General features: G+C 35.9%; 20 protein-coding genes. 12 read left to right on the forward strand and 8 right to left on the reverse strand.

Features of this window, described 5'->3' with window-relative positions:
- The first annotated feature begins 225 nt into the window (after positions 1-225).
- Genes hflK through fmt form a run of 3 tightly spaced genes read left to right on the forward strand, consistent with a single transcriptional unit; the run spans position 226 to position 3122 of the window.
- A complete protein-coding gene (gene hflK / locus KFE94_00435) occupies positions 226-1212 on the forward strand; it encodes an FtsH protease activity modulator HflK (GenBank protein UTW66611.1) in 987 nt (328 codons plus the stop codon).
- The gene (hflC, locus tag KFE94_00440) at positions 1212-2153 is read left to right on the forward strand and encodes a protease modulator HflC (GenBank protein UTW66612.1); all 942 of its coding nucleotides are present in this window, start codon (positions 1212-1214) and stop codon (positions 2151-2153) included. Before hflK ends, hflC begins: the two co-directional genes overlap by 1 nt.
- Before the next feature lie 21 nt (positions 2154-2174).
- Complete coding sequence (fmt, locus tag KFE94_00445; protein ID UTW66613.1) at positions 2175-3122, forward strand: methionyl-tRNA formyltransferase; 948 nt, start codon at positions 2175-2177, stop codon at positions 3120-3122.
- A gap of 36 nt (positions 3123-3158) precedes the next feature.
- Here the strand turns inward: fmt and KFE94_00450 are convergent, their stop codons facing one another.
- On the reverse strand, positions 3159-4274 hold the full coding sequence (locus KFE94_00450) for a DEAD/DEAH box helicase (protein ID UTW66614.1): 1116 nt from the start codon (positions 4272-4274) through the stop codon (positions 3159-3161).
- A 66-nt stretch (positions 4275-4340) separates the two neighbouring features.
- Positions 4341-4907 carry a Smr/MutS family protein gene (locus KFE94_00455; GenBank protein UTW66615.1) on the reverse strand — a complete coding sequence of 189 codons (567 nt, stop codon included), beginning with the start codon at positions 4905-4907 and terminating at the stop codon, positions 4341-4343.
- A 44-nt stretch (positions 4908-4951) separates the two neighbouring features.
- Between KFE94_00455 and KFE94_00460 the strand changes: the two genes are divergently transcribed.
- The 4 genes from KFE94_00460 to KFE94_00475 all read left to right on the forward strand — a co-directional run bounded on the left by KFE94_00460 (position 4952) and on the right by KFE94_00475 (position 7225).
- Entirely contained in the window at positions 4952-5377 is a 426-nt protein-coding gene (locus tag KFE94_00460) for a hypothetical protein (GenBank protein UTW66616.1), read from the forward strand.
- A 113-nt stretch (positions 5378-5490) separates the two neighbouring features.
- The gene (locus KFE94_00465; GenBank protein UTW66617.1) at positions 5491-6285 is read left to right on the forward strand and encodes a hypothetical protein; all 795 of its coding nucleotides are present in this window, start codon (positions 5491-5493) and stop codon (positions 6283-6285) included.
- Between the two features lie 218 nt (positions 6286-6503).
- Positions 6504-6776 carry an HU family DNA-binding protein gene (locus tag KFE94_00470; GenBank protein ID UTW66618.1) on the forward strand — a complete coding sequence of 91 codons (273 nt, stop codon included), beginning with the start codon at positions 6504-6506 and terminating at the stop codon, positions 6774-6776.
- 251 nt (positions 6777-7027) lie between these two features.
- Positions 7028-7225 carry a 30S ribosomal protein THX gene (locus KFE94_00475; protein ID UTW66619.1) on the forward strand — a complete coding sequence of 66 codons (198 nt, stop codon included), beginning with the start codon at positions 7028-7030 and terminating at the stop codon, positions 7223-7225.
- Positions 7226-7232: 7 nt separating this feature from the next.
- Here the strand turns inward: KFE94_00475 and KFE94_00480 are convergent, their stop codons facing one another.
- From KFE94_00480 to xrtF, 4 genes are read right to left on the reverse strand one after another with little or no spacing between them, the layout of a single operon-like run.
- Positions 7233-8498: a hypothetical protein gene (locus tag KFE94_00480; GenBank protein ID UTW66620.1), complete on the reverse strand. Its 1266-nt coding sequence runs from the start codon at positions 8496-8498 to the stop codon at positions 7233-7235.
- Positions 8498-9151, reverse strand: coding sequence for a pyridoxamine 5'-phosphate oxidase (pdxH, locus tag KFE94_00485; GenBank protein ID UTW66621.1), 654 nt, complete (start codon positions 9149-9151; stop codon positions 8498-8500). Before pdxH ends, KFE94_00480 begins: the two co-directional genes overlap by 1 nt.
- Positions 9148-9585 carry an exosortase F system-associated protein gene (locus tag KFE94_00490; protein UTW66622.1) on the reverse strand — a complete coding sequence of 146 codons (438 nt, stop codon included), beginning with the start codon at positions 9583-9585 and terminating at the stop codon, positions 9148-9150. The genes pdxH and KFE94_00490 overlap by 4 nt, the downstream gene beginning before the upstream one ends.
- Before the next feature lie 3 nt (positions 9586-9588).
- Positions 9589-10119: an exosortase family protein XrtF gene (gene xrtF, locus KFE94_00495; GenBank protein UTW66623.1), complete on the reverse strand. Its 531-nt coding sequence runs from the start codon at positions 10117-10119 to the stop codon at positions 9589-9591.
- A 63-nt stretch (positions 10120-10182) separates the two neighbouring features.
- On the opposite strand from xrtF, the gene KFE94_00500 reads away from it, so the two are divergent.
- The gene (locus KFE94_00500) at positions 10183-10785 is read left to right on the forward strand and encodes a tRNA-(ms[2]io[6]A)-hydroxylase (GenBank protein UTW66624.1); all 603 of its coding nucleotides are present in this window, start codon (positions 10183-10185) and stop codon (positions 10783-10785) included.
- Here KFE94_00500 and KFE94_00505 read toward each other — a convergent pair.
- Complete coding sequence (locus KFE94_00505; protein UTW66625.1) at positions 10782-12209, reverse strand: LPP20 family lipoprotein; 1428 nt, start codon at positions 12207-12209, stop codon at positions 10782-10784. The genes KFE94_00500 and KFE94_00505 overlap by 4 nt on opposite strands.
- On the reverse strand, positions 12175-13578 hold the full coding sequence (locus KFE94_00510) for a hypothetical protein (GenBank protein UTW66626.1): 1404 nt from the start codon (positions 13576-13578) through the stop codon (positions 12175-12177). Before KFE94_00510 ends, KFE94_00505 begins: the two co-directional genes overlap by 35 nt.
- 358 nt (positions 13579-13936) lie before the next feature.
- On the opposite strand from KFE94_00510, the gene KFE94_00515 reads away from it, so the two are divergent.
- The 4 genes from KFE94_00515 to KFE94_00530 all read left to right on the forward strand — a co-directional run bounded on the left by KFE94_00515 (position 13937) and on the right by KFE94_00530 (position 19191).
- Positions 13937-14506 (forward strand): 30S ribosomal protein S16, encoded by a 570-nt coding sequence (locus KFE94_00515; GenBank protein ID UTW66627.1) that lies wholly within the window; start codon positions 13937-13939, stop codon positions 14504-14506.
- Between the two features lie 11 nt (positions 14507-14517).
- Complete coding sequence (gene rimM, locus KFE94_00520) at positions 14518-15048, forward strand: 16S rRNA processing protein RimM (protein ID UTW66628.1); 531 nt, start codon at positions 14518-14520, stop codon at positions 15046-15048.
- A 125-nt stretch (positions 15049-15173) separates the two neighbouring features.
- Entirely contained in the window at positions 15174-18005 is a 2832-nt protein-coding gene (locus tag KFE94_00525; protein ID UTW66629.1) for a hypothetical protein, read from the forward strand.
- Complete coding sequence (locus KFE94_00530) at positions 17989-19191, forward strand: glycosyltransferase family 9 protein (GenBank protein ID UTW66630.1); 1203 nt, start codon at positions 17989-17991, stop codon at positions 19189-19191. The genes KFE94_00525 and KFE94_00530 overlap by 17 nt, the downstream gene beginning before the upstream one ends.
- Positions 19192-19203 lie beyond the last annotated feature (12 nt).

Consider the following 19203-nt stretch of genomic DNA (forward strand, 5'->3'; position numbering starts at 1 on the left):
ATCTTCTAAAATTACAAAGTGAACACCAAAATGATATCCGTATAAACACCGATTTTTCATGTCCCACCCCTTAAAAATCTCACAAAATCAACACATTACGCTGCATGCATATCTTTTTAATGGTTAAATCTTAATTTGTTAATAGATAATTGAATAACCATCATATTCCTCTTTAAGTTGTTTCTACCTTTGATACTCTTATTCATATAAATTAAATCGATCAAAATGGCAGAATATCAATTTGATCCTAATGGATTACAGCAAAGAATACAACAACTGCTGCCAGATGTTAAGAAACTGGTTTTAGGAGCTGTGGTGATCTTGATAGGTGTCAACTCCTTCTTTCAAATAGACCCGGAAGAAGTTGGTGTCATTACCAGATTTGGTAAATACTCTCGTACGGTAGAATCCGGATTAAACTTCAAAATTCCTTTTACGGAAACGGTATATAAGGTACCTGTAGAAAATCAACAAAAGCTTGAATTTGGTTTTAGAACAACCAATGCAGATGTAAAGTCGGAATACAGACGTTCAAAGGGAGATCGCGAGGAATCATTAATGCTCACTGGCGATCTTAATCTGGCCAGTGTGGAATGGGTAGTTCAATATCGTATTGACAACGCGTATAATTATTTATTTAAAGTTAGAAACCCGGAAATGACTTTACGGGCTATCTCCGAATCAGCTATGAGACAGATTGTTGGTAACCGTACAGTTAATGAGGTGCTTACAGTTGGTAGAGCCGAAATTGGTGGTAAACTGGAAGAATTGATTCAAGACATCTGTAGAGAATATTCTATGGGGGTTAAAATTGACCAGGTGGTTTTACAAGATGTGAATCCACCGGAACCGGTAAAAGCAGCATTTAATGCAGTAAACGAAGCACAGCAAGAAAAGGAGACCTTAATCAATAAAGCCAAGTCGGAATACAATAAGGTGATCCCACGTGCCAGTGGACAGGCCGAAGAAACGATTCAAAAAGCGGAGGGTTATGCCACGGAACGTGTGAATGTCGCCAAAGGTGAAATTGCCAGATTTAACGCGATCTATGGAGAATACGTGAAAGCTCCTGAAGTTACTAAAAGACGAATCTACTTAGAAACCATGTCGGAAGTCATTCCACAAATGGGTAATGTAATCATTACCGATCAAAAAGGTAATGTACTTCCTCTACTTCAAATGCAATTAGATAAATCTCAAAAAACAGAATAATGCAAATCAAATCAACCTTATATTTTATTCTAGGATTCGCCTTTATTCTATTATTGAGTCAAAGTGCGTATGTTGTTCAGGAAAAAGAACAAGTTGTAGTCACTCAATTTGGGCGACCAGTTGGTGATCCTGTATTAGAACCAGGCATCAATTTTAAAATCCCATTTATTCAAAAAGCCAATTTCTTTGAGAAAAGATTTTTAGAATGGGATGGTGAACCGAATCAAATCACCACGAAAGACAAAAAATTCATATTTGTGGATACTTATGCCAGATGGCAAATCACTGATCCATTGCAGTTTTTCAAACGTTTAACCAATGAACGAGGTGCGCAATCTCGACTTGATGATATTTTAGATGGTGCAACCAGAGTCTTTATAGCGAAAAACAATATTGAGGAAGCGGTACGTTCAAGTAATCGTACACCTATTTCTGCAGATACCATGATGAATGCGGTTAAAGATACCCTCCACCCTATTTTTGTGGGGCGTGCAGCCATTCAAAAACAGATTTTAGCAGAAGCAAACCTGCAAACGGCAGATTTAGGCATAGAAATTCTGGATTTTAGATTTAAACGTATCAATTATGTTCAGGAAGTTCAAAACCAGGTTTTTGAGCGAATGAAAAGTGAGCGTTTTAGAATTGCCGATAAATTCCGAAGTGAAGGTCAGGGGGAAGCTTCTCGAATCAACGGACAAAAAGAGCGTGATTTGAAAGAAATCCAGTCTGTAGCTTTTCGTAAAGCAGAAGAAATCAAAGGTGCTGCTGATGCAGAAGCCGCAGCTATTTATGCCAGCGCATACAATAAATCTGCTCAGGCTAAATCCCTCTATGCTTTCCTGAAATCCATGGAAACTTTTGAAAACACCTTTAGCGGGAAAACCTCTATGGTTTTAAATACAGATAATGAGCTGTATAAGTTTTTAAAGAAAATGAATTAACATAAAAGTTGAAGATAATTAATGAAACCTCTTAAAATTGTTTTTTTAGGAACACCTGACTTTGCTGTGGCAAGTCTTAAAGCGATTCATGAATCAGAACACGAAGTTGTTGGAGTGGTCACCATGCCCGATAAAAAAATGGGGCGTGGGAGAAAGCTTCAGGGATCAGCAGTTAAAAAGTATGCTTCTGATCAGGGACTTTTCATCATGCAACCGGAGAAATTAAAAAATCCGGATTTTGTCAACGAACTCCAATCTCTACAAGCGGACCTATTTGTAGTAGTCGCATTTAGAATGCTTCCGGAAATTGTTTGGAATATGCCTGAACATGGTACACTTAATGTTCATGGCTCTTTATTACCTCAGTATCGTGGTGCTGCACCTATCAATTGGGCGATTATCAATGGTGAAAAAGAGACTGGAGTTACGGTTTTCAGATTAAAACATGAAATTGATACCGGAGATATTCTTTTAAGAAAATCTATTCCAATTCTTGAAGACGATAATGCAGAATCCGTACATGATAAGCTTATGGCTATTGGCGCAGAGGCTATTGTGGAAGGGGTACATAAAATAGCAGTTGGAGATTCTAATTTCTTACCTCAATTACAAAGTTCTGATCTCAAATCAGCACCTAAAATTTTTAAATATACTTGTAAAATTAACTGGGATCAGGATATTGAACATATCCACAACTTTATCAGAGGGTTAAGTCCTTATCCAGCGGCCTGGAGTGAAATTCAGATGGCAGATAAAATTTTGAATATCAAAATTTATAAAACACATATTGAGGCTGATAATACTGTTATACCAGGTACAGTATTTACAGATGGGAAGTCAACTTTAAAAATAGCCGGAAAAAATGGCTGGGTGATTATTGATGAAATTCAAATTGCCGGAAAAAAGAGAATGGCTACCGGAGACCTCCTTCGAGGGTATCAGTTAGATCATGCCGAAATCATCTTGTAAAATGAAAAACGCCACTAGATAGTGGCGTTTTCTTATTTATCTAATCTGGTTAATCCGAATTCCAAGCTCCCGTTCAATGGCCCGGAGTTTGGCAACCTCTTTTGCCAGCACAAAACTGATGGCCATACCCTTCTTACCTCCTCGTGCCGTTCTTCCACTTCTATGGGTGTAAAACTCCAATTGAGAAGGGACATCATAATGTACCACGTAATTCAATCCTTCTATATCAATTCCTCTGGCAGATACATCTGTGGAAATCAGAACCTGCAAACTTTTGTTTTTAATGGCTCTTAAGACTTTATCTCTATCTTTTTGATGCATATCCCCTTGTAAGGCATCACAGTTGTAATTTTTAGCCTTAAGTTGTTTAGCCAGAGTCACCGCTGTCTTTTTGGTTGTGCAAAAGATCACACCTCTAGCCCTACCTTGAGATTTTAAGAACTGAATTAACATATCCAACTTGTCATGCTCTCTTACAATTACAAATTGATGCTCGATATTCTTATTTACAATCTCATCCTTACTAATCTGCACATACTCCGCATCCGGACTCAGGTAATTATGAATTATCGCTTTAACATCCTTCGGTAATGTAGCAGAAAAAAGCCAGGTTTGTTTTTTAACTCCGGTTTGGCTTAAAATCGTTTCCAGTTCTTTTTTAAATCCCATATGAAGCATTTCATCTGCTTCATCCAAGACCACCGTCTTTACATGTTCTAGACTTACCACCTGACGCTCCAACAAGTCCACCAATCTACCCGGAGTAGCTACCAGTATATGTGTGGTACGTTTCAGTCTATCCAGCTGTTTCGAAATATGTTCTCCACCATATACAGCTTCAGTAAAAATCTTGTTTTTATGATACTTGGTAAACTTAAACAACTGTTTCGCTATTTGTTGTCCTAACTCTCTGGTTGGGGTTAGAATCAAAGCCTGAATATTTGTGCTTTTCGGATTCATATGATGCAATATCGGAAGTCCGAAAGCTGCAGTTTTACCTGTTCCTGTTTGTGCCTGAACCACAATATCAGATGTATTCTGAATTAAAAAAGGAATGGTTTTCTGCTGAACCGGTGTAGGTTCATAAATTCCAAGTTCGTTAATAGACTTTATATAATCCGGTTTGATTCCCAGCTTTGCAAATTGTGACACTAATTCTAATTTAAAATTGAAATGCAAATGTAAGGATTGCCTTCCATGATACAGGTACAAACCTATCTATGAAAACAAACCTTTAATTTGTACATATGTGGCTCCTATTCCATATTCACCATAATCCGCATCTCTATAAATAATGTTTCCGTGGCTATCGAGAACTTTACGAACCTCAAATTTCAGCACCCCTTCACCTACTCCATGGATCACCACAAACTCAGATACCGATTGATGAATACAAGAATGAATAAACTTTTCCAAACGATTAATTTGAACTTCCAACATTTCTGAATTGGTCATTTTTCCAGGTTGATCAACCAATTCGTGAATATGTAAGTCCAATTCAGGATGGCCTTTTCGACTCATCTTATCAAACACATCCATCGGGATGTGCATAAGTACTTCCTTGATTTTATTCTTCTTTTCAGTGGTCACCAATTCCTCAAAATCTTTTTGATGGGCCTGATGCGTCAAATTATTATCCTCATCTACACGAATCAGACTGGTAGTAGGAAAATCAAATGGGAAACCATCCAACTCCACAGTAGCCGTATTACCACTCAATTGAACGATAGTTCCTTCACCATCTTCATCCAAAATTTTCACATGATCTCCAACTCGAAAAGCCATTCGGCAAACTTAAAAAACTACATTTGCCATATAAAATTATCATTATGAAATTGTCTCATCTTTCGGTTTTAGTTCTATTCTTATTAGGTACATATCAATGTACTTCTTCTAACAAAGTTATCTCGATCAATACCGAATTGGCTGTGATAGAAGCTACAAAAACCCCAAAGGTGATTCGTAACATTCCAGGCGCATTATTAAAATTCACTATTATTTCATCCAAAGACATTACCCTAAATCATATCAGATATTGGGAATATAATGTCCCGGTAAAAATCAATAAACAATCCAATGATACGATTTGGGCAGAAGCTGAGTTCAGAAAGCCTAATTTAATGCGTGAACAGGTTCACAATGAAGAAATGAGTGCCCAACGTCCAATTGACAGTACATGTACCATATTATATACATATAAAGAGGAATCTTTAAAATTGGTCGTGCCTAAACTTAAACTACTTAAAGCAGAATAAACATTTATGAGACATTTGTAACCCGCTGAACATTTAGTCGGATTTACCAAAGGTTTATTACTCTTCGGGAATACATCATTGTATATTGTATTCTCATTTAAAATCCATTGATTATGTCTGATTATACCTATATAGATCAACGCTTACATTTACTATCTCAAATTATTGCCAAAGCCAATAGGTCTTTTATTCCCAAAAGAGATGATGACAGTCATACCAATTTAGGGTTTGATCCTATCAGTAATAGAATTCTGGGTAGATGGATTCAAACTTCATCTGAGCGATTAATGCTAACTTATAACCTGAATTTGCAGGAATTCCAGTGGATCAATGACCATCAGGAAATAAAGGTTACCATTTCATCTAAAAACAAGTTTATTACTCAAATAGAAATGGAACTGATTCGATTATCTGATTCTTTATCTCTTGAAAACTCAGATTTTTCAGCCCCGATGCATTATGAGATTCCAGACTATTCTTTTAAGAATGATCCTATTCCTGAATTTTCATCCGGCCAAATAAAAGAATGGGTACATTATCGAACATTAGCAAATACAGCCAGTTTTGAATTCATCCAGCATGTAGGTATTCATGAAGAAGTACGTATCTGGCCACATCATTTTGATACGGGTATCTATATAGTAGTAAATAAGCAACTAGGAATCGGGTTTGGATTAGCTATGGAAGATGGTCTGGCTAATATTCCATATTTCTATATGTCGGGTTATGGATTAAAAAATGAACTGGAGTATCAAAACCTTTCAGAACCAGGAATCGGTCGTTGGGAAATTGGACCGCATTGGAAAGGTGCGCTACTTCCCATTGATCAAATCAAATCGGATCAAACACTGCATCAATTTATGAAGGACGCGTCAGGTTATTTTTTAGAAACTTCCAGGACTTCTTAGGCCATATTTTGATTATTTGCATTCATTCGTAGCTCATAAATTCATACAAAACAGCTCAGACCCCTTGATATCAGTGGATTTGAGACCCAGTTATTAACAAATGTTGATAGTTTTCAACAAAACGCACCAATTTACTCCTAAATCCTTGCTATAAGTGAGTTATAGCATATATTTGGACAGAGTAATTAAATATTAATAACCTCTTAATTTAAATTATTATGAATAAAGCACAATTAATTGATGCTATGGCTGAAGGAGCTGGAATCTCAAAAGCAGCTGCAAAAAGCGCGTTAGAAGCATTTGTTAGCGCTACTGAGTCTACTTTAAAATCAGGTGGACGTGTTTCTTTAGTTGGTTTTGGATCTTTCTCTGTTTCTAAGAGAAATGCTAGAACTGGACGTAATCCTCAAACTGGAGCTGAAATCCAAATTGCAGCTAAGAATGTAGTTAAGTTCAAAGCAGGTTCTGATCTTTCTGATTCAGTAAACTAATCTGACTTTCAAGAATTTTTAAAAGACTGTTACTTAGTAACGGTCTTTTTTTTTGCCCTATTTTTATCTTTACATTTATTAACACTTTCCCGAAATGCTGCTTTTTAAATTCTTCTACCTTTACTCGTTGTTAGATTGTTTGATGTAACAAAGCGCTATTTCATATCGAGTATTTTAGATTAAATCGCTATATTTCAGACATTCTAATACAACTCGTATCAGAAAATATATATTCATCTAAAAACAATAACATGGGAAAAGGAGACAAACGTTCAGCTAAAGGTAAAAGAGTTATAGGTTCATCTGGTGTTACCAGACAAAGAAAGAAAAGCACTTATGTTGCACCAGCTCCTGCTGAAAAGAAAGTTGCCAAAGCAACAACCAAAAAAGCTGCTCCGAAAAAAGCTACTAAAAAGGCTCCCGCTAAAAAAACCACCAAAAAAGAATAGATTTAAATCAATTTATGGAAATGGTGAAGTCTTCGGGTTTCACCATTTTTTTATGTCTTAACGTTTGTAGCATTTCTATAACTTCTACATTTGAATTTAAACCCAATTCATTAAATAATAATATACATGCTTTTGAAACCGGTACGTCCTGCTCTCCTTCATCTCTTAAAAAGTGGAAAAACTTCATCACCATAAACACATTGAACCATCTGAAGAAACGTTTTCTAAAACTCTCTAAATCTGTGGTGTATAATCTAATTTCCGCAATAATCTCTTTCCAATCCACTGTTTCCAAAAACTTTAATGTCAACTCATCATGAATTTCGGGTTCTGAGATGTACAAGGTATCTACTAACTTCAAAAAGCTTTTCAATCGTTTAAAACTCTCAAACTGTGCTGTTTTATATATCGGAGTTTGGGCTTCATACATTTCCATCATTGCTCTCCCGGTTCCGAAAGGAACTCTAAATGACTGACGTGATGATGGGTAAACATTACATGTAGTCAATGCAGAAACCTCTCCGGCCATCATGAGCTTCAGCATAAACCAAAAATCCTCACCAGCTTTTCTTCGATTCATTCCTCCTTGCAGAACGTAAGCATCACGGGTAACTGCCATGGAAGATCCTACGGTAAATTTAGCATGCGGATGTTCTGCAAATGCCAACCCTGCCTGATAATACCTTAAATGCAATTCATATTGAATGATACTCTCTCTCTCAAAATCAGTCTGATCATTCACAGCTAAAGGATGCTCAAAATTGATACTGCATCCCAATGACTTAGGATGCTTAATAAAGTGATTACGTAAAGACATCAGGTAACTGCGATCACAAGTCGCATCCGCATCAAAAGCGGCTATGATAGGATTTTCAATTTCAGTTCCCTCTAACCTTCGTACCGCTTCATCCATTGCCACTTTGCGTGCCAATCCAGCGCCTGCATGCTTTTTAGGAAAAGATACTGGTTCAGATATCAAAAACTGAATGTGGCCATTGTTCTTTTCCTTTGCCCATTTTGATGCCTGATCAAAAACTTCTTGATTTAGATTCTTTTGATCTATATCCGCATTCTCAGGATGGTTAATCACCACAATAACCTCTACACCACAATCAGGCAAATCAGATTGTAGCAAGGACTCTAAACTTGTGACTAAATTCACTTCAGCATATGCAGGAATTGTCACTACCAGCCCCAGGTTCTTAAGTTTATCCTGCTTAAAGAGGGAATCCGTAAAAGTTTGTCTGGATAAATATTTTTGAATTATTGTCATTATGGTGCTACACGATATTTCTTCCAGGAATCATTCTCTTTTTCGAATACTATTCGATCATGCAATCTGGCTGGCCTACCCTGCCAGAACTCAAAATAATTCACTGTAATAAAATATCCACCCCAATGTGGAGGTCTTGGCACATCTCCTCCTTCAAATTTCTTTCTATACTCATCAGTAAGTCTCATGAGTTCTTCACGGTCTTTAACCAGCTCACTCTGAGACGATGCCCAGGCTCCTATCTGACTTTCTCGTGGTCGTTCTGCAAAATAGGCATCACTTTCTGCACTACTCAATTTCGTTACCACACCCTGAATTCTGATTTGACGCTCCATTTCCGACCAAAATACGTTGGCACAGATGTGCGGATTCTTTTCCAAATCGTTTCCCTTTTTACTGGAATAATTGGTATAAAACTTTATCCCCTCTTCATTCATGCCACGATTGTAAACAACTCTTGATGAAGGTTTATTTTTAGAATCTACCGTTGAAATTACCATGGCTTTAGGATCTAAAATTTGTGACCCTACCGCCTCCTCCAACCACTTCGCATACAGTTCTAGTGGATTATCACCAGCAGCACTTTCATTCAGTTCCTGGGATGTAAATTCATGGCGAATCTTACTTAAATAATTCGAAACCTCTTCTATCATAATTCCTTCTTTTGACCTTTTTCGTGATATAATAAAGCCGGTATCAGAATCAAAGTCAATACCGGATGTATCAATATTCTTCTTACATAAAACAAATATCTGTATTGCTCAGGTTCTGCTTGCCATGCGCCCCATAAAAAGAATGGAAAAAGCGCAATAAATACAATCCCAAGTATAGTACCAGTTAATTTTATCAAATCTCTTTTTTGAAAAATTACCTGAACCAAAGCCAAAGTGAGTAATGTATTAATCCCGTACCTCAACAACATGGCGCTTGAAAACTTCCAAAAATGAATTTCCGGCAAAGGATGGTTTTGATAATCTGGAATATGAAAGAACTCAATCAATGGATCATAAAATAAATGTCCTCCTACGAGTCTAACACCGGCTAGTGCGATGACAATTAATACGATATAGATTGACTTTTTGATCATGAATTATTTGTCTGCTAAAAACTTCACCCAAACCACCCAAAGTAAGAATGTGGTTCCGTATATAATTCCGGGAAAAATATAATCATGTGCCCATGTTGTATAATCCGGTAAATACAATACGATCATTCCTATGAAATAAATTCGAATCAGATTGGCTAAATATAAAATCGTAATTCCCAAAGGTATAAACCACAAATATCTTTGAAACTTACCTTTAAAAGCAATGACAAAGGCCACAAATAAAATCATGACACTTATCGCATTGCATCCTTCTATGAGTAACACCAGGGGTACATCAAAATATCGGATCTCTGCGACAGGACTTTCTCCTGAATAGAATGTGGAGATTTCAGGTAACGACCATGAAAATATTCGAGCCACTTGTTCGGTTACACCCTCGGTAATCATATCAATATGAGTTGTATAATACCCCAGATAAAAATTATAGAGTAAAACTCCAGTGATATAAACTGCGAAAAACTTAAATAGGAATAACCAAACAGCTCTATATTTTCCCAAAAATTCCACTACCACAAAAGTATTCTATATTGGCTATAAATATTCTCAGATCATTAGAAACCTATTACATTTGTGGGCATGAAAAAACAACTTCCTGAAGATTATAAAATTCAACTCGGATACGAAACACCTAAAGAATGGGTAGATGCCGCTATTGAGAATTTTGACGCTTTCTTAGTTAACCACGCTGATAATGAACGTAAAGCATCAACAATGGCCATGAGTTTTATAGCAAAAGCACCGGATAAAACGGAAATCATTGCGGAACTAATCGATGTGGGATTAGAGGAGTTGGTTCATTTCAAACAAGTTTACAAGTTAATGGCTAAAAGGGACTTACAATTCCCAAAGGACATTGAAAAAGATGCTTATATTAATCTCCTGATGAAAAGTTGTCGTTCGGGATGGCGTGAACGTTTTCTAGACCGACTTTTATTGGTGGCCATTGTGGAGACGCGAGGCGCTGAACGTTTTGGTCTGATTGCGCATAATCACCCGGAAAAAGATATCAGAGAGTTTTATACCATGTTATATAAAAGTGAATTCAGACACGGAAGTGTTTTCGTTGAGATGGCCCTAATCTACTACGAAAAGGAAGACGTTATGAAAAGATTGGACGAAATGATTGCTATTGAAGCAGAAATTTGTGCCTCTTTACCAATTAGAGGATTAATCCATTAATTGGTATAGTTTCTATAAAAACGCGGGACAATTTTCTTGCTGATCATCTCTTCTGCTTTTCTATACGCTTCTTTGGATGCTAATGTTTTATTACTTCCCACTCCCTTTACTTTAGTTAGTTTATCCTGATAGACTATACTGTTGTCTTGCGCATTTTTAACAACAACTCTTCCATTTAATAAAACATTATTCAATCCATTCATTACATTGACAAATTGGGTACTGGATTCTATTTCAACCCTTAAATCTGCTGATTTCTTGGAGTCTGCCAGTAAAAATCCCATTTCGGCTGCTTGCAACTCAAAGGCTTTCTTTAAATCTGAATTTCCGCTTTTACTTAAATCCTGTTCATTAGAAGTCACATAAATACTTGGTGCGGTAACTTCCAGCTTAATCAAAGTACTGGGAGCCTTCACATTATCAAAAATTAATGAATTAATCTCATCAGGTCTTTTCGTTCCCATGATCATCTTCTCAAAATCAATTTCAACTTTAACTTCTTGTAAGTTATTGGTACTGGTTACTTTCTTTAATTCAGTAAAGACTGTGCCTTCTAAACTACTCAAACCATCACGCGGACGGATCATTCCCTCAGAATAAGTAAACTTTACCGGAACCTGAGCAATTGGTTTTCCATCAAAATCGGTAATGATAAAACTCAAATCATCAGCATTCACCGCACTTCCCCAAACAGTATTCACCTGACTTTTAACCGGCTTAATATGAAACACGCGTATTCCCTGAGATATTTGAGCAAGAATAAAGTTTCCTAAATACACTTCTTTGGTCCCGTTTATACTCGCTTCCAATGGCTCTGATAAATATGGTTTTATTGGAGTAAGTGCATCAAAATAACCTTGCATTCCGGCTTTGTAATTACCCGCATGCCAGGAATGCCCTGCTTGTTCTAAAACCTGAACCGACATATCTATAGCCTTGTTGATCTTGATTTCCTTATCTTTTTGGTATTGTTCCTTTGACAATCTATAATAAACCCAGTACTCATACTCATTTTCCCAAACTGCAACGGATTCATAATTTTCAATTTGCTGATTGGTTTTTACCTGAATAAACTCTTTGAACTCATCTCTATACTGATTTTCATTTTCAAATGAAAACAACATAGAATTGGATTTCACTTTTACCTGAATTTCCGAAGCCAATTCATTTAGTGCATTTCTCTGTGCCACTATAGAATAACTTGTTGGATTTGCTGTTTTGGATGCCACTCCCACCCCAATATAATACATAGGGTCTGTTGGACGGTTAGTCACCCATTTCGGTTTAATTCCTCCAGTTTTCTGTACCTCCGTTGCAGTTGCTTTTTCGGAGCTACCGCAACCTGGGGTTACTAAAGAAAAACCAACCAAAAGCAATAAAACAATTAAGCTATTCTTCATCCGGATTATAGCTACTGATCCCATCCACAATATTTTTTGAAATTACTTTTAAAACCTCTAAAGACAACTCGTTATGCGACTTTAAAGATGTTTTCTTTGTTCTGACTTTACTGCGCAGTTTTCTTTGCTCAAAAAATGAACTATACACTTCATCTCCTTTGGCAAATGTCATCCCCTTAGATGAAAACTTACCCGGATATAAATTCTTATAATTTCCATTATAATTCACAAAATTGACATAATCAGATTTCTCTTTTCTAACCATATCAGATTTAATCACTTCACCAGTTTCAGTAGAAATCATTTGATATTGAAATTCCATTCTCACAGAAGAAGCTCCTTCAAACTCAGTATAATACACACGTTTATAACGGGTTTCATAGTATGTCTTTTTGGTTTCCGGATTTACTTTTTTCACTTGATAAGATTCAAATCCTTGTCTTCGGAAACTTTCTATCTTACCTCCTATTGGAACGTATCCTACTAACTTTCCTTTCACTAGAATATTGGCTCCCAACAACTCTCCGGTCTGAATATTTGAGCCGGAAGATTCCGCTTGCGCTACATTGGTCTTTTGCTCATCCAACAGAACTTTGTCATTGGAACGATCCAATATTTTAACGAAAGGATCATTTACCTGAATTAAACCGTTTACCACATCTTCCTGTACCATATTTGCATATCCGCCTTTTTGAGGAACATCTGTTTTAAACGGCAATACAGCCACAGTAATACTTCCTTCTTCTAATGCACGCTCTTTATAATCGATCGCCTCTTTATACATTGGCTTTTGTGAAAGAACATTAGACATGATACGATAACATCTACGATATTTCTCTGTATTAAAAGCTTCTATTCCATCCCGATATAATGGTTCCACTGTAGAATGTAAACTTAACTCTTTGACATCCTTGTATTCGGGATCAAGCTTTAAAATCTCTTTGTAAATCAGATTGGCCTCTTTAAACTTCTCTTCATATAACAGATCTCCAGCGGTTTCATAACGCTCGGCCAAATAGACTACCAACATTTCATCATAGTAAGCTTCATAGTACGGTGGAATTTCAACCGAAACAAAATACCCATAACGCCTTTTATAATTCAAAGCTTCCTGGTACTTATATACCGCCTCTTTGTAGTTTGAAACCGAATATGCCTTGTAGAAATCTGTTAGGGTTCGCTCAATTTGAATTTGTCCGGTTTGTTTTAAACCAATTTTCGCATCTACATTTTTGGGATTTCGTTGTAAAGCCTGTAAATAAAAAGCAGCCGCCTCATCATTTAAACCTGCCTCCTGTAAATTCCTTGCTTTTTTAGAATAACTCTTTGATCCTGTGCATCCAGCACCCGTTAAAATGGCAAAAGAAATAACGACATAGTAGATTATTTTCATGTTTAGTTTCGTTGGTTTTCTTCGCATTTTAGCAATGTTTATGCCTAAAAAGCCAAATGTATATCAAAGTTATATTTTGCCATAGCCTTTGCTTCTAAAACCCTCTGAATATTTAAATCTATTAACAGTTTGTTTAAATAAGAAACCGACAAATTTGGAAGAGATAAGCCCTTATCTAAGTCCATTACTATGGTAAGATTTCCAAAGCAATATTCTTTACACAGGAACCAGCTATAAAACAACGCTTTACATCATTAAAAATATTCACGCTTCCTATTGCTTTAACCAAAAGATATTTGCACTTTTGCCGCCCAATTATTTATCCGGAGTTTCGTACTCCACAAAAATAAAGTGCTATATGCCATTAAAATTAAGATTACAAAGACATGGTAAAAAGAGAAAACCTTTTTATCATATTGTTGCAGCTGACTCAAGAGCTCCACGTGATGGAAAATTTGTTGAAAAAGTTGGAACGTACAATCCAAACACAAATCCAGCGACTATCGATATCAACTTCGAGAGGGCTTTACACTGGTTAAGTGTTGGTGCGCAACCTACAGACACTTGTCGTGCGATTTTAAGCTACAAGGGAATCATGTTCATGAACCACTTAAACAAAGGTGTGGCTAAAGGAGCAATGACTCAAGAGCAAGCGCAAGCGAAATTTGACAAATGGATGGAAGGAAAAAATGCTCAAGTTGATGCAAAAGTAGCAAGCTTAGATAAAGCTAAGAGAGAAGCTGCTGCTGCAACACTTAAAGCAGAAACTGAAATCAAAGAAAAACGTGCTGCTGAATACGCTGCTAAAAATGCTGAGTTAGCTGCTGAGGCTGCTAAAGCTAAAGCAGAAGCAGAAGCTGCTGCAGCTACAGATACTCCTGAAGATCAAACTGAGGCTTCAGCTGAAGAAACTACAACAGAAGCTTAATATTTCTGTTCATGGCTCATTCGGGGTATTTTGAGTTAGGTAAAATTGTTCGTCCACACGGCTTTAAAGGAGCTGTAAAAGTGAAATTTACCCACCCTGCCTTAGAGCTTATTGAAATTCCGGAATCAGTTTTTATTGAAATCAATAAAAATCTGGTTCCGTTTTTTTTTACCAAATTTAATCCTCAATCCAACGGTTTTGCCATTGTCCAATTTGAAGACATCGATACTGAAAATGAGGCTAAGAACCTTTCCGGACAACAAATTTATCTTCCTCAAGAATTAGAACCAGTACCCGAAGGAAACGACTTTTATAGTGATGAATTAGTAGGATTCAAAGTGATTGATGCTGTACATGGAGATATTGGAACTCTGGACAATGTCATGGAAGCTCCTGCTCAGGATGTATTTGAAATCTCTCACCCATCCGGAAAAGAAATCATGGTTCCTGTTTTAGGAAATTTCATTCAGGAAATCGATCGTAAAAACAAGATTCTTAAATTAGAAGCGCCTGAAGGTCTGATCGATTTTTATTTAGAATAATAGTTCCATAACCGAGGTATTCTATTGATTCAATTATCCTACTTTTATCGGCTTTAAACCGGGATAAAACTGCAATAGGATTTATTTATCTGTAAGCACATTACAGATTCAACTTACTGTTCTAAATGAAATTAAAGGAAATCAAAATAGAAAGTCAAATCGGATCTATTTGTTTATTCCTACTTGCCAGTATTTTGATTGCTATCTTTAAAAATCCTGATTTTACCTTAGATGATTTTTCAAACTTGTATCTAGGTCAGGCCACTCTTGATGGAATTGATGCTACGAAAAGAGTTTCGTTGCTTTACAACGTTTTAATTCTCTCTGGTTTTATTCTTCCTGGTCTCTATATCTCTATTTCAAAGCTTAAGCAAACAGGCTTTTTATTAAATCGGGACCTACAGACGCTCTCCATTATTTCTACTACGGGTTTCTTTTTAATTCTCGCTGATATCATGCAAATTGAGAATACGTTTACGGTATTCTTCTTTCAATCTTTGTTTGGTTTAACCACCTTATATATCCTGGTCAGAAATCTATTTAATATCGACTTTGCATTTTATACTTTATATCCATTTACCACAACCATCTCCTTTGTATGTCTGCAATTAGGACTTCTTTTATTTAACACCACTGATCTAATCACCCAAAATGCGGTAGTCGTTTACAGTATTATTCTATTTCTGTTAAACGGATTGGTTTATCTGTCCAAAAGAATATTAGGAGTTTCGTATCAGCAAATTTTCAGGTTCTTATGGTTCACATGTTTGATTCCTTTGGTCTCGTTCTTCTCTATTGAACTTCTGTTTTGGTATAAAACAATACACGATGTTTTTATACCGTATAAAATTGTTCTTGCCGGGATTTTGTTTGTGTCGTTTGTGATTAATTTCATATTGGTTCTAAAAAAGAAAATCAATCTCACTCCTACCAAAGCTCTAAACCGATATTTTATTCCCTCGGCATTACTTTCATTTTTACTATTAACTGTATATCTCCCCTTTCAAAAACAACCGCAAGAGCTCTTTGAATTGGCCAATAGTGCGAATGCCATAATGAAAATATTTAGGTTCAATGAAATTCCATTCATTGATTTTTTTAATTCTCATGTCGCATTTGATTTCGTTTTCGGGTCCATTTATACTTTGATTTTCGGATATCAGGAAAATCTGGATTTCTTGTCCTATAATTTCATTTATACAGTTCTTATCTTCTTTATTGTACTCGCATTCAATAAAAAGATTTTTAAATCCTCAATCATTGCATTAATCTTTACTGTTAGTTTTCCTTTTTTCGGAAGTCTCTATTATCACTCCATGATGTTTGGCTTACTGGCATTTCTTATTGCATATCGGCTCGTTAAAGATCAAAGCATTAAAAACTACTTATTTTTATTTGGTAACCTCATCGCTCTCCTATTTTGGAGATTGGATACCGGGATTGCGGCTTTATTTTCAATTGGACTGTTTCTGCCCACATATTTTATTCTGGAAAACCAAAAAGTAAATTGGTCTAATCTATTAAAATCTACAGGTATTACAATACTTATTGGTTCTATGGCGGTTGTCATAGCAGCCGTAATTAAAACGCCTGAATTACTTTGGGATAATTTTATTGGAGCATTAATCTACGTTAAAGCAAATCAGGCGCATGCCTATACTCTGGTGGCCAATCAGATGAATCAGCAGTTTTATTTGTATTACGTCTTTATCCCGGCTTTATCATTTATTACTGTACTCTATATCATTTTTACCTTAAAGAAAAAAGGTACTGAAATATCAACTCAAAATAAGTACTTGCTTTTAGCCTCTTTATTCCTATTCGTTATCTTTTTCTTTAATATCCAAAGAGGAATCATTAGACACGGTTTTATGGAACATACGGAGGGCTTTTTGACCTCCACATTCTTTTTGGCAATAATGCTATTTTTAATGGCTATCAATCCGTTTAAAAGTAAGTCCCATAGATATTTTTTGTTTTTTGGAATTGGCTTCTTTCTCATTACAGTGACCAAATATTTCCCTTTTTCGCCACACAAATCCATGTTCGAAAAGCTATTACGAGAAAATACTCTGGCACAATTGGATTTAAACTTCAATCCTGACACATATTCCAGCAGAGTTATTGAAAACAAAGCATTTGCAAATAAAAATTACATTAACCTAAAAATATTTTTAGATAAACAAACATCTCAAAAACAAACATTTTTAGACTTTTCGAATACTCCGATGTTACATTTTTACACGCAAAAAAATGTTCCGGGTTATTTCTGTCAAAACCTTCAAAATACCGTTGATGATTATCTACAAATTCAGCACTTAAAAATGTTGAATCCAACAGATGTTCCTGTGACTATTTTTTCAAATTATCCTCCAAATGGATATGATCATATGGATGGAGTTCCGGGCACCTTACGTCATTACCTGATTGCGGAATACATATTCAAGAATTACATCCCTTATCAAGTGATTGATCAAAGAAGTATTTGGACCATTCCGGGATTTGCTCCAACTCCTTTATCAGGTCAAATTGATACAATCTCTGTACAACCACAGACGCATCATTATAAATATGCAGCTTTAGCCATTCAAGAACATTTCTCCAAAACTAAAAACCGTAAGCATATCCAATTAATACAAACCATTCCATCTCCTCTTTTAAATGATACGATTCCGATTGATCCTGATGTGCATTCGATATCGCATTTATTCATGAGTATTCAACTTTCTTCTCCTCAAAATTTTCAAAATGTAACGGTTGATCTCTTAAGTCATGATGAAATTATTGCAACAAATACGTTCATAACAAAATCTGATTATAATGCTTATATGATCCGATTAAGCAATCATTATTTGTGGCATAAGGAAAAAGTGACTTCTTTGGTTATCCATTCAAACCAATCTAATATTGCACAAATTGAATTTTACAAAGACTTAAGACTTGAACACTCAAAGTAAAATCTTATTAGACAAAATTTTTGCGAAGACGGCTGCATTTTTATTGAATATTATTGTCCGTATTGTAGGTAAAATTCTTTCCATTGATCATAACCTGGATAAAGAATTTAAAACCATCGCTATCTCAAAGTTCAAGGGTCTTGGAAGTATTCTTCAGTCTACACCAATGATTCATGCGATTCGTCAACGCTATCCTGATGCTGAAATCATATATGTCACTACTCCAGTAAATAAAGCTTTATTGGAAAAAATTGATTGGATCGATACTATTATTCTTGTAGATGATAGCGGATTTTTCAAATTTATCCAGACCAATATCACCGCACTTTTACAACTCATTAAAAAAAGACCTGAGATTTATTTTGACCTGGAAATATATTCGGATTATAGTACGCTATTTACCACTTTTACTTTGGCAAAAAACCGCGTAGGGTTTTATTTAAGATCTAGTTCGTTTAGACTTGGAATCTACACGCATATGATGTTTTACAATTCCAGAGTTCCTGCATCTCAAATCTACCTGCAACTCACAAAACTGATCAATTGTGATACAGATTCTGCTACATTTTATGACTTTTCAAATTATGGAGAACCACGATCCAACCAGTACATCGTCATCAATCCTAATAGTTCTGATTTAAGAGAGGAAAGAAGATGGGAAAAATCCAAGTTTATTGAACTTACCAGGCGAATCCTTAATGAATTGCCCGAGTATGAGGTTTTGTTAATCGGTAGCAAAGGTGAAGCTTCATATGTAAATGAAATTTCAGATGCTATAAATCATCCCAGATTGATCAATACGGCTGGAAAAACCACTTTGAAAGAGCTTATTTCAATCATCAGTCACACCAGTCTACTTATTACCAATGACACTGGCCCAATGCATTTGGCATTTTGTGCGAAGAGCCCTACCGTATGTCTATATGGCCCAAGTGCTCCGGAGAAATACGTAATGAATGATGCTACTTATATCATTTATCACCGTCTGTATTGTAGTCCATGTGTTCATGATTTTGAATTCGCTCCCTGTAATGGTGATAATCAATGTATGAAGTTAATTCAGGTTCAGGAAGTATTTGATCAGGTATTACTGGCAATACAAAAAGAAAAACCACAGACGCTATACAAAAACCCTCCTCATATTTTAAATCAAGAGAAAAAAGTATTCGGGATTATCAATAGATAAGATTCTAAAATT

The organism is bacterium SCSIO 12643, from assembly GCA_024398135.1.
Lineage (GTDB): Bacteria > Bacteroidota > Bacteroidia > Flavobacteriales_G > Salibacteraceae > CAJXZP01.